Here is a 14,074-nt window from a genome sequence, read left to right on the forward strand (position 1 = left end):
AATTATTGAGTTCAGGAGGAATCATATGATAATCTCAACGATTGATGACTTGTTGACAGTTGCAAAAGGTGCTGAAGGGTTGACTTTTCAAGAAATCGATACTACAGAACGATTATTATCTCGCAAAAACAAAGGTGGATTGGGACAAGTTATCGAAGAAAGTTTATTCGGTTACGAAGTTAATTCTTCCAGTGAAGCGGACTTTTCAGAGTTAGGTGTAGAACTAAAAGTTACTCCGGTTAAAATTAACAAAAGTGGATCAGTTTCAGCTAAAGAAAGATTAGTCCTAAATATCATTAATTATATGGAGGAAGTAAATTTTTCATTTGAAACTTCTTCTTTCTGGAAAAAGAACAAACAACTTTTGATAATGTTTTATCTATGGGAAGCTGAGAAAAATAGAAATGATTACACAATACTGAAATCCGTACTCCTAACTTACCCTGAGGATGACTTAGAAATTATTAAGAACGATTGGACAGTAATAGTTGAGAAAATAAAAAATGGTAGCGCAGAAGATATTTCTGAAGGCGATACCATGTACTTAGGTGCGTGCACTAAGGGTGCAAATAGAAACTCTCTCAGAGCTCAACCTTTTTCTGAAGTCCCTGCTATGCAAAGAGCATTTTCATTAAAACAGTCATATATGACTACATTTGTTAGACAGCATCTAGATGAACATAGAATTGTTTCATTCACTAATAAACATGAGCTAAGAAGTAAATCTCTTGAAGAGATTTTGATAGAAAAGTTTTCTCCTTACATTAACTTATCTTTAAAAGAAATTAGTCAATCAATTGGTTATACAATAACCCCCACGAATAAAGCTACTGTTGCAAACATGATTAGTACCATACTTGGTATTAGAGGAACTAAATTAGATGATATAGAAGAGTTCTCTAAAGCTAATATAAAATTCAAAACGATACGGTTGGAAAAAAACGGTATCCCAAGAGAACATATGTCTTTTGAGAACGTTGACTTTGATAGATGGGTAATCGATTCTTTTGAAGAGTCTCAATTTTATAATAGATTCGAACAAACTAAGTTTCTTTTTGTTGTTTTTCAATTTAACGAAACACACTCTGAAAATCCGCTTAGAACTCCCTACTTCAAAAAAGTATTACTCTGGAATATGCCTGAATCTATAATACAAACTGAATTAAAAAAAATGTGGTTAGAAGGTAGAAAAGTGTTGGAAGAAGGTGTACAATTAACACCGACTAAACGAGGTATATCAAACAATTTACCTAAAGCTAAAGATAACTTAGTTACCCATATCAGGCCTAAAGCGAGAAATGCAGAGGATAAAGTTGCGTTACCTGATGGACAGTTAATTACAAAACAAGCCTATTGGCTCAATAAAGAATATATTGCTGAAATTGTTAACAACTAGATCAAGCATGTTGCTTGATCTTTTTCTTGTTTTAATATATAATATACGAAAGTATGTTCGTAGAGAGGTAGTTTATTAATGAAGATTTTTTCAATGTTTGACGGTGTTGGTGGGTTTACCATAGGTTTTAATAATTCTGATAGTGAATTCTTCCAAACGATTTATTCGAACCAGTATGAACCCTCTAAAAAGGCTCAAGACGCCTATGAAGTTGGTGTCCATCGTTTCCCTGAAATGGAACATATTCCCACTGATGTCGCTTTAATTCCAGATTCTAAGTTCGAAGAAATGCGCGAGAATGGTGTAAATATGATTGTTGGCGGTTTTCCCTGCCAAGATTATTCTGTTGCGCGCAGTAAGAAAAATGAATTAGGTATTGAAGGAAAAAAAGGTGTGTTGTTCTGGGAGATAATTAGAGCTACAGAAATAATCAAACCAGAATTCTTAGTATTAGAAAATGTCGATCGCTTATTAAAAGCTCCTTCTAATCAGAGAGGTCGAGACTTTGCTGTAATGCTGGCATCCTTTAATGAGTTAGGTTATTCAGTAGAATGGAGAGTCATTAACGCTGCTGAGTACGGACGTGCACAAAGACGCCGTAGGGTTTTCTTTTTTGTTTATCGAAACGATACTAAATGGGCAAAGAAAATTGATTCTCAGTTTGAAAATCAACCTGTTGATAATTTATTAGGTATGAGAGATTTCTCTCATTATGCAGACTATATCTTTAAAGACGGTTTATTTGCACGACAATTTCCAGTTAAAAAGAATGCTTTTAAAGAAAGAATGACATTCAATCAATTGTCGAATGATATTAAAGAAGTTTCAGATAACTTTAGTGATGGTAAATTTTGGAACAGCGGTATTATGCGCCATGGTTACTATTATTCAGCTGATACAATTCCTTTGGGTGATGAAATTCCAATTACTCTTGGTGACATTATCGTACCTGAATCTTCTGTACCTGAAAAATATTATATTGATGGTGAAAAACTTAAGAAATTCAAGTATTTACGTGGAGCAAAAAGAATTGAAAGAACTTCTGCCGATGGACATAAGTATATTTATTCCGAAGGTGGCATGAGTGAGACAGATGATTTGGATTTACCAGGACGTACTATGTTAACTTCAGAAGGTACTGTTAATCGATCTACTCATCTTATAAAAGTTAATAATCGATATCGTCTAATTACTCCAATAGAAGCGGAGAGACTTCAAGATTTCCCTGATGATTGGACTAAATATAAACAACTTGATACTGGTGAAGTCGTAGAAGTTGGTGATCGTATGAGAATGTTTTTCATGGGAAATGCATTGGTCACTGGTATTGTTAAACGAATTGGCGATGAGTTGAAAAAAATAGCATTAGAAAATTAAAATACTTAAGAAAATAAGGCTTTAACTTAAGCCCAAGGCAAACGAAACAAACGAACTGACTATCGGTTCGTTTGTTTTTATTATTCAAAATATCGGATAGAGTTTTGGATTAAACAAATATAAACTGTATAAGCCATTATTCATGATGTTTTTTACGTAAATTTGATATTTTTTCTATGTACTGATTGATTATTCATTTACATCTTCATTTAACCTAACTTTGTCATTTTCACAAATAAATAAATGACGATAATTCTTGTGAATCACTCTTAGTCTAACTTGAAAAGCTTGTAGTGGCTGGTTGTCTTTCTTTCTAGAATATAATTTTTTCTGATTTATGATTTCTGCAATTTCTGCTAAACCAAGAGACCTTTTCTCTTCTCTTAGAACCTGAATAATTGCATCATGCAATGTCATTTTACTCACCCTTTCATCCTATTTAATTATCCAACCTATTCATTTAGATAACGGTTACTTTGATTATACATCAAGACATCTCTAATATCCTCTTCCCCAATAAAAAACCTCCAACCACTTCCCTTTATAGGATAGCGGCAGGAGGTTTTTTTCAGTTCATATGACTACAACATAATTTTCAATAACACTGGAATATAAAGTAAATAAAGTAAGACTGAATAGCCTAAACTTGAAGCCGCAAATTTCTGGTCCGCTTGATAAGAACGCGCTAGAATCGGAATAGAATTCTGCACAGGCATAGCTGCTTGAATAATAAATACCGATAACATCAGAGGTGGCACGGTGACAAACTGGCCAACAGCCCAAACTAGTAGTGGTGAGATTAGATAGCGTCCCACCAAAACACCAATAATTTCTTTATCCAAGCTCAGTTTAGTAATCCCAACACCATAAACAATAATACCAATAATAAACATCGACAGTGGTGTCGTTAAATTAGCCAAATAATCCAGGAAGGTTGTGACTGACTCAGGCAAAGGCAACTGGATTAAAACCCAAGTCACTCCCAGCATAAAACCGCCGAGCGCTGGTGAGAATATCTTCTTCAAAGCAACCAGTGGATTAAATTGAACTTTCTCTTTGGTAAATTGAGGGTTGTCGCTGGCAATTAAATAAATACCCACTGTCCAGAATAAGGTCGTATTGACGATATAATATAACAAAGCAAAGGGAATGGCGCGACTACCAAAGATTGCATAATTAATCGGTAAACCTATAAAAATTGTGTTGGAACAAGTAAAGGCGGTTGAAAAAATACCACGCCTTGAAACAGCTACCTTAAAGACTTTAATATAAATAAAACTGACCACAAATGTCAGTAGCATCGAAACAATTGGCACAATCGTTCCTTTGGCTAATTCCAGAAATTCTGCTTGCGTAAAATTACGTGTAATCGTCAGAAACATACTAGACGGCAAGGCAATTTGAAGTACCAGCTTAGAGAAAGCATCTCCAACGGTATCATTAAACCAGCCCTTGTAGGTCAAATAGTAACCTAGAAACATTAAGACAAATATAAAGACAATATTGATATAAACTGCCCCCATGACGCCACCTTTCTTTGCTTTAATCTACTTTGCTAGCTTAGTTTTTAATATCTATCGTTTATTGCGAATGCCTTGCTGAAGCAACCACTCTCGAAACGTCTCTTCTGAACCTTCTAGAAAACTATTCTTTTCAAGCTGAACGATGGTTTCCCCCTTCATAATCAGTACGAAAAAATTTTCCGTCTCTAAAGATACCTTGATTTCTTCAATCTCACTCGTAAACATTAACGTCTCATTTCGATAGATTGACATTTGACTATCTATTACGACCTTATTAACTAGATCACTCGGTGTTGCTAAAACACTTCTGTTTTTCAGCATTTTTCGGTACGCAAGTCTAGGTCCAATTATCGCCAGCAATAAACAAATTAACACAGCTAAAGCGAAGACATAGACTGTTCCTACCACATCTTTAGTGAAAAACCACATCATAGCTACCACAAAAATATAGACAAAGCCTAATTTCTTCGTTATTTCGCCAGCTCGATTTTTCATGGCTCTATAGATACTTTCTTTGAATTGCTCGTCTGTTATTTTTGGAAATTGATTGATAAAAATCATTCTACACCCCTCTAAACTTTCTTAATCCCTAATTTTCTGAGTTCCTTCATAAATTCCTCCGATGTCCCCGTCAGAAAAGCATTTTTCTTAAAGGCAACAACACTGTCTCCTTCTAATACTAACAAAATAAAATTATCCGTCAGCATAAAGGCTTTTGCCTGATCGAGTTGACTTATTGCAACAAGTTCCTCCCCCCAATATATCTGAATATCTCGTCCGAAAACCACTCGATTAATCAAACTTTTAGGACTTTTCATCACTGAGTGTCTTTTTTTAAGAGTTATTAAAGCAATCCTCGCAGTAACGCTCGGTTGCAACCAAATAAGCACTATCATAACCCCTGCAAAACTACCGGTGACTTTCCATAGTCCGATGTAATAATGAATGAACAAAGAGAACACGATAAACACTATTAAATTGTATATTTTGTAATTCTTTTTCGTTATATATTTAAGCGAAAGATAATTCACTTCAGAAAATTCCTCACTATTTAACGCAGGATATTCATTAACAAATTCCATTCAATTCTCCTTAATTTCAAGCCTCACTAAGCTGATTTTTGTACAATAACATTTATTAATTTTACTATACTAGTAAACCAAGTGCTAGCCAACAGCAATCCAAACAAAACAGCCACCTTCAACTCTTTTAAGTTGCGGCAGCTGTTTCATAGTCATATTGAGTCCTAAAGGGTTGTAATAATTGGGCCATCTTTAGTGATGATCAGCGTGTGCTCGTATTGAGCAACGATGCTTTCTTCAGTGAACAGCGTCCAGCCATCCTCGTCCTGCTCAACTTCTTCCTCATAGGTTGAAATAAAGGGCTCGAAGGCAATTACCAAGCCATCAACTAAAATTTCATCATCCCAACGAGAAAAATAATTCAATACGTATTCTGGCGCCTCGTGAATCGAACGGCCAATACCGTGACCCGTTAAATCTTTGATCACCGTCAGGCCATGGCGTTTGGCCGTATTATGAACCGCTTTACCTAAACCGCTCAGCTTAGCACCCGGCTTGGCTTTAAGAAGCCCCGCATCGAAGGCTTCCTTGGCAACCTTACACACTAAGTGCGCATGCGGATGTCCCTCTCCAACAACAAAAGAAATTCCCGTATCCGCGAAATAACCATCTTTAGAGCCGGACACATCAATATTCACAATATCGCCCTCTTCAATCACGCGATCGCCAGGAATCCCATGGGCAACTTCTTCATTAATACTAATGCACACATGGCCGGGAAAATCATAAATTTCAATTGGCGCCGATTGAGCCCCCTCTTTGGCAAATAGTTCTTTAGCCACATCATCCAAGTCCTGCGTCGTAATCCCCGGCTTCGTTTGCGCAACTAGCTCATTACGAATTAAACCACAAATTCGACCAATTTCCTTTAGCCCATTAATTTCTTCTTCATTTTTTGCAATCATGTAATCCCTCTTTTTAGTTTGTTTATCTTATTAATCACTTTCGCTGGAACACCGCCAACAATCGACAATGGCGGTACGTCTTTTGTTACGACGCTTCCAGCCGCAATGACTGAACCATGTCCAATCGTCACACCTTTTGTAATAGTCGCGTTTGACCCAATCCATACATCATCTTCTATGACGATTTTAGCTGGATGTAGAACGCCTCGATCTGCCGGTAACAAGTCATGGTCTAAAGTTGCTAAGACCACTTGGTGACCGATTAATACGTTATTACCGATTTGAATGCCTCCTTGATCTTGCATGTGCACATTCGCGTTAATAAACACATTTTCACCAAAGCGTATATTACGCCCGAAATCCATATAAAAAGGTTGCCAAATTTTGACAGACTTGGGAATATCATAATTTAAAATCCCTTGAACTATCTCATGCATTTCGTCCTCATTTAGATATCCAGCGGTATTGGCCTGTCCTAGTCTTTTACGTGTATCTGAACTAATCTCATTCATTAACTTACTTAAATCACTACCTGGCAATAGAGCCTTGCCTGCATTTAAGTGTTCTAATAATTCTGTTAACATCCTTAGTCTCCTTACTGCATTTTATTGCGTACTGATTCTTTGACATGCTATAGTGAACCGTTCAATTAACTTGGCTTGTGTTATCTTTATGACTCTACCTAATTCTAACTGATAAATGGCTAGTTCGCCATATTTTTCACACAACACGAATGAGAGGTAAAATATAGTTACAATAAAAGTCAGTCAAGCGCATTGTCATCATTTTCTTGATATAATGGTAAAAATAAGCTTTAGGAGAGTGATCAGATGACCATTCAACAAACATACATCATGTTGAAACCAGACTGTGTCAAGCGTGGCTTGATGGGTGACGTGATTTCACGTATTGAAAAAAAAGGTTACCGTATCGTACAAGCCAAATTGATGACACTTGATGCGCCTATCATTGCCGAGCATTATGCCCACTTAACTGACCAGCCTTTCTATCCTAAACTGGAACGCTATATGTTATCTGGCCCTGTCTTTGGCATGGTTCTTGAAGGTGAAGACGTTATTCGAGGCATGCGTGCCATGATGGGGCCAACCAATGTCTTTGAAGCAACGCCTGGAACCATTCGCGGTGACTATGCGACTGATGTGACTTACAATCTCATTCATGGATCAGATACGCCTGAAACGGCTGAAGCAGAAATCAAACGTTTTTTTGGTTAAGTTTAATTCTTTACTCATCAAAGGGCGCTCTCAACAGTTTGCTTAAAGCTAAACTGCTGAGAGCACTCGTTTTTATTTTTCACCCGTATAATGAATTTTTTCTCTTTGATCTTTTGCTGATGCTTCTTCTGCCAGCATCCCAACAAATAGTGTCAGTTGGAAAGGAACGGTTCTTTTTTAATTAAAGCTTGCGTGTGAAGCATCGTAAACTTACGACTTTGTTGATGGACTGATGTTGCACTCATACGGGCAGCTTCAGCACTCTTTAACAAATCTTGCTTTTTAACTGTGTCTTTGCTAAATTGTCGGATACTTTTGCGTTGACGTGTGACTTCGAATACTTCCATAGAGTTTTGACCTTCTTTTCTTTAGCTTCATTTAGATTTTTAACAAAAAAACTGGACCCCCTACTTGAGAGTGTCCAGTTTTCTTTGGTTTATTAAAGACTTTTGGAGTGTCTTCGAAGGACCCTACTTCCAGTGATGATTGAAGTAGGAGGCTTACATTTAGCAGACTGTCAGTCTGATTGTCCAATTAAGTTAACTCTTTATATTCAACTTCGAGGCCTTTTCTTACACCTGGGCGCTCCGCGATACGTTTTGACCATTCCATTAAGTGAGTGTATGACGCAACGTCTAAGAATGTGTCTGAACTTTCGTAAAGGTTGCCTAAGGCTAGGCGGCCGTACCATGACCAAATCACGATGTCGGCGATTGTATAATTGTCGCCAGCGATGTATGGGCGTTGGGCTAGGGTTTGGTCGAGTAGATCTAGTTGGCGTTTGGTTTCCATCGAGAAGCGGTTGATTGGGTATGCTTGTTTTTCTGGTGCGTAGGCATAGAAGTGGCCAAAGCCGCCTCCGATATATGGACCTGCACCGATTTGCCAGAATAACCAGTTGAGCGTTTCTGTACGGCCGTGGATGTCTTGTGGGATTAGTTGACCATATTTTTCAGCTAGGTATAAGAGAATCGATCCGGATTCAAAGATTTCCAAACGTGGTTCTTGGCTTTGGTCCACGAGGGCTGGGATTTTTGAGTTAGGATTTATCGCGACAAAATCTGAACCAAACTGGTCGCCCTCACCGATGTTAATTAAATATAAATCGTAGTCAGCGTCCTCTACGCCTAGCTCTTTTAGTTCTTCCAACATGATGGTGACTTTAATACCGTTGGGGGTGCCTAAAGAATACAGTTGTAAGGGTGCATCTCCAACTGGAAGCTTTTGTTCAAAGCGGCTACCTGCAGTTGGGCGGTTGCCACTTTTGCTGGGATTTTCTTCGTTCCACTGCCAAACTTCGGGTAATTTATACTCTGTCATTCTAACACTCCTAATAATGTTTTTGATATTTTCATCTTACTACTAATTGAGCTTTTTCCAAAATATTATGGTGGGATTTTGTTGAAAACTTTTAGGGTGGGAAGTTATCTATTTTGTTATCGTTTATAATTAAATAGTGCCTCAAGTCTTATTACTTGGTTTCAGTTTATTGTTTCCTCATCATATGATAAAGATCGGTAATACGCGATGTTTATCTACTTCACGTTTGTGTCGCCTGATCTACCAATTTTTGATTTACTTTAATCTATTATTGACTCTAAAAACCTCCAGTCTCTCTTGTGAGAAAGACTGGAGGTTGTGTTTGCGTTGAGTTATTTAAGGTTTTTAAAATTCTAGTGTTGAACCGATCCCTTTTGCGATGGCTGCTTCATAAATTCTTTGAGCTGTCACAATGTCTAATACCGCATTTCCTGTTGTGTTGAAGTAAGTAATTTCTTCGTCAGATTCTCTACCAGCTGTTTTACCAATTAATAAGTCACCTAGCTCACCTGTTACTGAAGCTAGATCAAACACGCCTGGTTCGACTGCTTGAGTAAAGTCACCACTTTCAACTAAAGCATCCGTCGTATCACAGTAAACCTTACTTGCTCTTTGTAAAACAAGCGCATCTACTTCGGCCATTTGTGGCGTATAAGAGCCTACCCCATTGATATGAGCGCCTGGTTTTACCCACTTACCATCAAAAGTTTTGACTGGTGACGTCGTCACAGCCGTTATGACGTCCGATTCTCTAATCGCTGCTTCTAAATCATGAGCCGCTTCAATTTTGGTTTGATACTTCTCTCCGTATAATTCTGTCATCTCTTTAGCAAAGCTTTCTGCACGTTCTGTATTTAAATCAGAGACATAAACTTGCTTGATGGGTCTAACAGCCAGTACGGCTTCTAATTGTGTTTCGGCTTGCCCGCCTGTTCCAATTAATGTGAAGACACTTGCGTCTTCCTTTGCTAGCATGTCAGTACCTGCACCTGCAACAGCACCTGTACGTAATTGAGTTAAATAGGTACCATCCATAATTGAACACACTTGGCCTGTTTCAGCATCTACTAATACCATGGTAGCTGGTACACTCGTTAAGCCTTTTTCAATGTTGCGTGGATAGACACTCACAATTTTGACACCTAAAGCATTCGCATCTGCCGCGTATCCTGGCATATAAAGACTTTGTCCCTCATGTTCAGGTACATCTAAGTTTACTCTTAAAGGAATTGTGACTTTATTCTGTGAGTATAAAGCTAGCGCATCTTTATCTGCTTGAATAGCCTCCGGCATCGTCAATACAGCTTTCATCTCGTCTGATTTCAGCACTAAAATTTCCATGTTTATCTCGTCCTTTCCATTTGTCTAACTTAAGCTTGTTTCGCTATATTCTGATCAGTGGTTGCTTTCTTGTGGGATGCTTGGCGTAAATCCATAACCATAGAATACACACTATAGAAGATAACTACCAATACAATCCATTGTAATAAGTTAGTATCTAAGCCTTTAACTAGAAAAGCTGCGACCAAAACACCGATTACGCCGAATGTTGCAGAGAATAATGTGATTTTACGTGAATATGAATCTAATTTGATAAATTGTAAACTCCCTACTGGTACAGAGAACGTACATGCCCCCATCATAATTGGGAAAGCCACACCTGGGTGTAAACCAAAGGCATAAATCGTTGCCATTGTTTGGTTATTACTTTAAATGAACAGTAGCAACCTTAGGTAACTACTAGTTATATGTTTTCACAAAGTGCTTGTCAATACGAATGCGAAATAATTTACATTTTATTTTTTTGAGAGTTTAATCAGTGATTATTTGGTTAAGAAAATCCAGGGTTTTATGATTCTAGGGCAGGCCATTGGACTGAATAGTTTAGACCGCGTTTTCGGATACTAGAATGAAAGATGGGTCTACATGGCTTCTAAAAATAAAAGACACTGAATGATTTACTCATCCAGTGTCTTTCGCTTAGTAAAGTTTATTTATTATATATGGTAGAAAGTCAGAAATTACATCCTAAATTTCTGGTTTATTATCACGCGATTTCGCTAACATATACTAGTTTAACCTACTTTTAAAGCTCCTCGTTGTTATTTTTCTGAAATGAAGTGATCTAAAAAGTTGCTAGATCATCTACGGTATTAAAGTCACACATTTATTGGCTTAATCGTGTGATGTTTCGCTTTCTTCATGTTCTTCCGCTTGTTCTTCTGCGTGTTCGTCACCATGTTCTTCATCATGCCCAACTTCAAATAAGTGAGTGAAGACAACATAATTTTCTACAAAGGCACGTCCAGCTGCGACATCATCATGATCGTATTCTTTAGTGGCAAGTACTTGCGCAAAGACCTCTTCAGCATGGGCACGATTTTCATCGGTAATTAGTCCGGCTGCTTCTAGCGGTGCTAGTGTTCCTTCTTCAATACTTGCATCGGCGGCAGCGTTTTCTGGTGCGATAGGGTCATTACTGATGCCGGTGTAAGGTGCGCCTTCACCCGCACGGTGGATACGGACTAAGTTTTCTAGCAAATAACGTTCCGCTAAGTGAACGGTATCCTCACTGTCGGTTGTTTCCATCACGCTAGTTGATAACTCGTAAACTTCTAACAATTCTGCTTCGTCTTCCTCAAGTACCCATGACGCGATATAACTGAAATTATCTTCAGCTAAGGCCTGTTCTAAAGCTGCTGCGACTGGTCCGTCCGGTGTATCACAATGCGCCTCGGCACTTGTTGGAAATAATAGGCCGATTCCTAAGGCTAATGCTGAGCTGGCTGCGAAGATTGTTCTTTTGTTCAATTTCATTTTTGTTTTCCTCCTCTTGGTTTATAAATTTAGTATACGCCTTATTTTTTTTCAGAATACTTGATAGAAATCATAGTTTCAATTGATTTACTATTTCTTTATTGCAGTAAATATGTTTAAGTTTATACACTTAGCCTTTACGATATAGTTCATCTTTTCAGTCTTAAAGTAATTAGTAAATATATTTCACAACAAGCTTGAACATACGTTCTCATAGGTGTATAATTATTCTTCTATTGATAATAGTTGATTATTTATAAGCCTTTAGCCAACTCGTTGACCATTAAAAACTAGGAGGAGAAATTAGATGTTAAGCGAAAAGTTCTATGAAGTAACCAAAAATGAAGGGGTTGTTTCAATCACGTCTTGGGGCAGCGACGCTCAACCAAGCGTTCGTTGTACGTGGAATTCTTATTTACGCATTACACAAGACCAACGTCTCTTAGCGCCAATCGCCGGTTTTACAAGTGTTCAACAAGATGTGGCTGTCAATGACCGCGTCATCATGACATTAGGTAGTCGCGAAGTTGAAGGTTTTAATGGCTATCAAGGAACCGGCTTTTTAATTGAAGGACGCGCTCGTTTTACAGACTCTGGCGAAGAATTTGACCAAATGAAAGCTGAGTATCCTTTCATGAATAAATTACTAGAAATTACCGTTGAGTCAGCAAAACAATTACTTTAAGTCGGGTGACTGAAGCTCTTCACTCACTTACAGGTTGCGACAGATAGTTCAACGATCAGTTAAAAGAAGTAGCCTTCGGCTGCTTCTTTTTAGTTTGTTGTGTCCTTCAACAAGTGATAGAATCATCCAGAGGATTCTATCCTCCACCGGGTCTTCAACTATACTATTCAAGAAGAAGTTTTTTACTTGAAATCTTTTAAATTAAACACAACTTATTCGCATTAAACCCCTTTGGTCACGCAGGGCAAATTTTCTTTAATTATAAATTTATCTAAAAATGCTTTAATTCAAACAGATAGGATGTCAAAAGTGGGAAAACTCTGGTAATATAGAGCTAATTTGTAGCAAATATTTAAGAAAACGAAGGTGAATCCTCAAATGGATATTGTCATTATAGGTGGGGGAAAAGTAGGCGAGATTCTATGTCATGAACTTGCTTTAGAAAATAATAATATCGTCCTCATCGAAGCTGTTCCAGAAAGATTGGAAAAAATTATCAATAAAACCGATATTACAGGTTTAGTGGGCGACGGGGCAGATTATGATAATTTAGTCGAAGCGGGTGTTGAGACCTGTGATATGTTCATTGCTGTCACGCCCGAAGACGAAACAAATATTATTAGTTCCATTATCGCCAAGCAATTAGGAGCTAAATACACGATTGCTCGTGTTAGAAATCCTAAGTATACCAACCATATTGAATTTGTTCGCGAAAGCCTAGGCATCAACCTGGTCATTAATCCGGAAATGGTGGCGGCGCGCTATATTACTAAAAGTATTGAATTTCCGCATTCCCTCAGCATTGAGCAGTTCGGTAAGGGCCGCGTGAATATGGTAGAGCTGGAGATTAAAGCTGGCAGTCCTCTAGCCGACCAGTCCTTAAGCCAGTTTAGACAAGAATATGGCGATGTCTTGATCTGTGCCTTAACCCATGCGAAACAAACGATTATTCCTAGTGGACAAACTGTCCTAAGGGTTGGGGACCGTTTATATGTGACCGGTTCACGGGAGGATTTAGCAAACTTCTACTTGAAAGCCGGTTACCGGGAAGAGAAAGTTCGCTCGGTTTTAATTATCGGTGGCGGACGAGTAACCTATTACGTGCTTCATCTGTTGAGTAAAATGGATATCGACCTGAAAGTTATCGAATTAAATGAAGAAAGAGCATTAGATCTCAGTCACCGTTTTCCACAAGTCGTGGTGATTAAGGGCGATGGGATGGACCAAGAACTGTTATTGGAAGAGCGGATTGAAGGCTTTGATGCGGTCTTAAGTTTAACCGGTATCGATGAGGAAAATATTATCAACTCAATGTACGCCCTCTCTCTAGGCATTAAGAAAGTCATGACGAAAGTCAGTCGAACAGGCTTACTAAAAATATTAGGCGACTCAGACTTACAAGCGATTGTGACGCCTAAACGCTTAATTACGAACAAGATTTTACGCTATGTCCGCTCTTTAGGTAATGCGACCGCGTCCAATGTGGAGGCTTTGATTCGAATTGCTGATGACGAAGTCGAAACCTTGCAATTCTTCGTGAAAGAAAATAGTCGCGTCTTGAATATCAAGCTGAAAGATTTAAACACCAAAGACAATTTATTGATTGCCTACATTATGCGTGACGACCAATTAATTTATCCTTCTGGTGAAGATGTGATCTTAGCCAATGATCATGTGCTAATTGTGACCAAGCATAAATCATTTAGCGATATTGACGACATCTTAAGGTAAGGA

The 14,074-nt window shown here is 38.0% G+C and carries 14 protein-coding genes and 2 pseudogenes; 5 read left to right on the top strand and 11 right to left on the bottom strand.

Annotation, left to right across the window (positions count from 1 at the left end; translation table 11 throughout):
- Window positions 1-25: 25 nt before the first annotated feature.
- Both ACTQ45_RS11010 and dcm read left to right on the top strand, forming a co-directional pair.
- Window positions 26-1,396 (top strand): Sau3AI family type II restriction endonuclease, encoded by a 1,371-nt coding sequence (locus ACTQ45_RS11010; RefSeq protein ID WP_441763728.1) that lies wholly within the window; start codon window positions 26-28, stop codon window positions 1,394-1,396.
- A 78-nt stretch (window positions 1,397-1,474) separates the two neighbouring features.
- Window positions 1,475-2,773 carry a DNA (cytosine-5-)-methyltransferase gene (gene dcm, locus ACTQ45_RS11015; RefSeq protein ID WP_441763729.1) on the top strand — a complete coding sequence of 433 codons (1,299 nt, stop codon included), beginning with the start codon at window positions 1,475-1,477 and terminating at the stop codon, window positions 2,771-2,773.
- Between the two features lie 189 nt (window positions 2,774-2,962).
- Here the strand turns inward: dcm and ACTQ45_RS11020 are convergent, their stop codons facing one another.
- The 6 genes and pseudogenes from ACTQ45_RS11020 to ACTQ45_RS11045 form a co-directional block, all read right to left on the bottom strand.
- Window positions 2,963-3,190, bottom strand: a complete 228-nt coding sequence (locus ACTQ45_RS11020; protein WP_441763730.1) for an HTH domain-containing protein — start codon at window positions 3,188-3,190, stop codon at window positions 2,963-2,965.
- Between the two features lie 164 nt (window positions 3,191-3,354).
- Complete coding sequence (locus tag ACTQ45_RS11025; RefSeq protein WP_441763731.1) at window positions 3,355-4,296, bottom strand: AEC family transporter; 942 nt, start codon at window positions 4,294-4,296, stop codon at window positions 3,355-3,357.
- A gap of 51 nt (window positions 4,297-4,347) precedes the next feature.
- Window positions 4,348-4,857 carry a hypothetical protein gene (locus tag ACTQ45_RS11030; protein WP_441763732.1) on the bottom strand — a complete coding sequence of 170 codons (510 nt, stop codon included), beginning with the start codon at window positions 4,855-4,857 and terminating at the stop codon, window positions 4,348-4,350.
- An 11-nt stretch (window positions 4,858-4,868) separates the two neighbouring features.
- The gene (locus ACTQ45_RS11035) at window positions 4,869-5,378 is read right to left on the bottom strand and encodes a hypothetical protein (protein WP_441763733.1); all 510 of its coding nucleotides are present in this window, start codon (window positions 5,376-5,378) and stop codon (window positions 4,869-4,871) included.
- A gap of 164 nt (window positions 5,379-5,542) precedes the next feature.
- A complete protein-coding gene (map, locus tag ACTQ45_RS11040) occupies window positions 5,543-6,283 on the bottom strand; it encodes a type I methionyl aminopeptidase (protein ID WP_441763734.1) in 741 nt (246 codons plus the stop codon).
- Window positions 6,280-6,468 (bottom strand): annotated as a pseudogene (locus ACTQ45_RS11045) (DapH/DapD/GlmU-related protein); the annotation flags it as partial. The gene map and the pseudogene ACTQ45_RS11045, both read right to left, overlap by 4 nt.
- A 651-nt stretch (window positions 6,469-7,119) precedes the next feature.
- Here ACTQ45_RS11045 and ndk point away from each other — a divergent pair.
- Window positions 7,120-7,518 carry a nucleoside-diphosphate kinase gene (ndk, locus tag ACTQ45_RS11050; protein WP_441763759.1) on the top strand — a complete coding sequence of 133 codons (399 nt, stop codon included), beginning with the start codon at window positions 7,120-7,122 and terminating at the stop codon, window positions 7,516-7,518.
- Window positions 7,519-7,670: 152 nt separating this feature from the next.
- On the opposite strand, the gene ACTQ45_RS11055 is transcribed toward ndk, so the two are convergent.
- The 5 genes and pseudogenes from ACTQ45_RS11055 to ACTQ45_RS11075 form a co-directional block, all read right to left on the bottom strand.
- A complete protein-coding gene (locus tag ACTQ45_RS11055; protein WP_441763735.1) occupies window positions 7,671-7,865 on the bottom strand; it encodes a nitroreductase family protein in 195 nt (64 codons plus the stop codon).
- Window positions 7,866-8,052: 187 nt separating this feature from the next.
- A complete protein-coding gene (gene yghU, locus ACTQ45_RS11060; protein WP_441763736.1) occupies window positions 8,053-8,838 on the bottom strand; it encodes a glutathione-dependent disulfide-bond oxidoreductase in 786 nt (261 codons plus the stop codon).
- A 345-nt stretch (window positions 8,839-9,183) separates the two neighbouring features.
- Window positions 9,184-10,173: an ornithine cyclodeaminase family protein gene (locus tag ACTQ45_RS11065; RefSeq protein WP_441763760.1), complete on the bottom strand. Its 990-nt coding sequence runs from the start codon at window positions 10,171-10,173 to the stop codon at window positions 9,184-9,186.
- Between the two features lie 35 nt (window positions 10,174-10,208).
- Window positions 10,209-10,535: pseudogene (locus ACTQ45_RS11070) on the bottom strand (TSUP family transporter); the annotation flags it as partial.
- A 478-nt stretch (window positions 10,536-11,013) separates the two neighbouring features.
- Entirely contained in the window at window positions 11,014-11,655 is a 642-nt protein-coding gene (locus ACTQ45_RS11075) for a DUF6448 family protein (RefSeq protein ID WP_441763737.1), read from the bottom strand.
- A 307-nt stretch (window positions 11,656-11,962) separates the two neighbouring features.
- On the opposite strand from ACTQ45_RS11075, the gene ACTQ45_RS11080 reads away from it, so the two are divergent.
- Both ACTQ45_RS11080 and trkA read left to right on the top strand, forming a co-directional pair.
- Entirely contained in the window at window positions 11,963-12,340 is a 378-nt protein-coding gene (locus ACTQ45_RS11080) for a pyridoxamine 5'-phosphate oxidase family protein (protein WP_441763738.1), read from the top strand.
- A 378-nt stretch (window positions 12,341-12,718) separates the two neighbouring features.
- Window positions 12,719-14,071, top strand: coding sequence for a Trk system potassium transporter TrkA (gene trkA / locus ACTQ45_RS11085; RefSeq protein ID WP_441763739.1), 1,353 nt, complete (start codon window positions 12,719-12,721; stop codon window positions 14,069-14,071).
- Window positions 14,072-14,074 lie beyond the last annotated feature (3 nt).

It is taken from the genome of Fundicoccus sp. Sow4_D5 (genome assembly GCF_052116365.1).
Lineage (GTDB): Bacteria > Bacillota > Bacilli > Lactobacillales > Aerococcaceae > Fundicoccus.

Coding starts and splice junctions, on each gene's coding strand:
- ACTQ45_RS11035 (WP_441763733.1), bottom strand. CDS start 5,378: ATGGAATTTGTTAATGAATATCCTGCGTTAAATAGTGAGGAATTTTCT.
- ACTQ45_RS11030 (WP_441763732.1), bottom strand. CDS start 4,857: ATGATTTTTATCAATCAATTTCCAAAAATAACAGACGAGCAATTCAAA.
- ACTQ45_RS11025 (WP_441763731.1), bottom strand. CDS start 4,296: ATGGGGGCAGTTTATATCAATATTGTCTTTATATTTGTCTTAATGTTT.
- yghU (WP_441763736.1), bottom strand. CDS start 8,838: ATGACAGAGTATAAATTACCCGAAGTTTGGCAGTGGAACGAAGAAAAT.
- ACTQ45_RS11020 (WP_441763730.1), bottom strand. CDS start 3,190: ATGACATTGCATGATGCAATTATTCAGGTTCTAAGAGAAGAGAAAAGG.
- dcm (WP_441763729.1), top strand. CDS start 1,475: ATGAAGATTTTTTCAATGTTTGACGGTGTTGGTGGGTTTACCATAGGT.
- ACTQ45_RS11075 (WP_441763737.1), bottom strand. CDS start 11,655: ATGAAATTGAACAAAAGAACAATCTTCGCAGCCAGCTCAGCATTAGCC.
- ACTQ45_RS11080 (WP_441763738.1), top strand. CDS start 11,963: ATGTTAAGCGAAAAGTTCTATGAAGTAACCAAAAATGAAGGGGTTGTT.
- ACTQ45_RS11010 (WP_441763728.1), top strand. CDS start 26: ATGATAATCTCAACGATTGATGACTTGTTGACAGTTGCAAAAGGTGCT.
- trkA (WP_441763739.1), top strand. CDS start 12,719: ATGGATATTGTCATTATAGGTGGGGGAAAAGTAGGCGAGATTCTATGT.
- ACTQ45_RS11055 (WP_441763735.1), bottom strand. CDS start 7,865: ATGGAAGTATTCGAAGTCACACGTCAACGCAAAAGTATCCGACAATTT.
- map (WP_441763734.1), bottom strand. CDS start 6,283: ATGATTGCAAAAAATGAAGAAGAAATTAATGGGCTAAAGGAAATTGGT.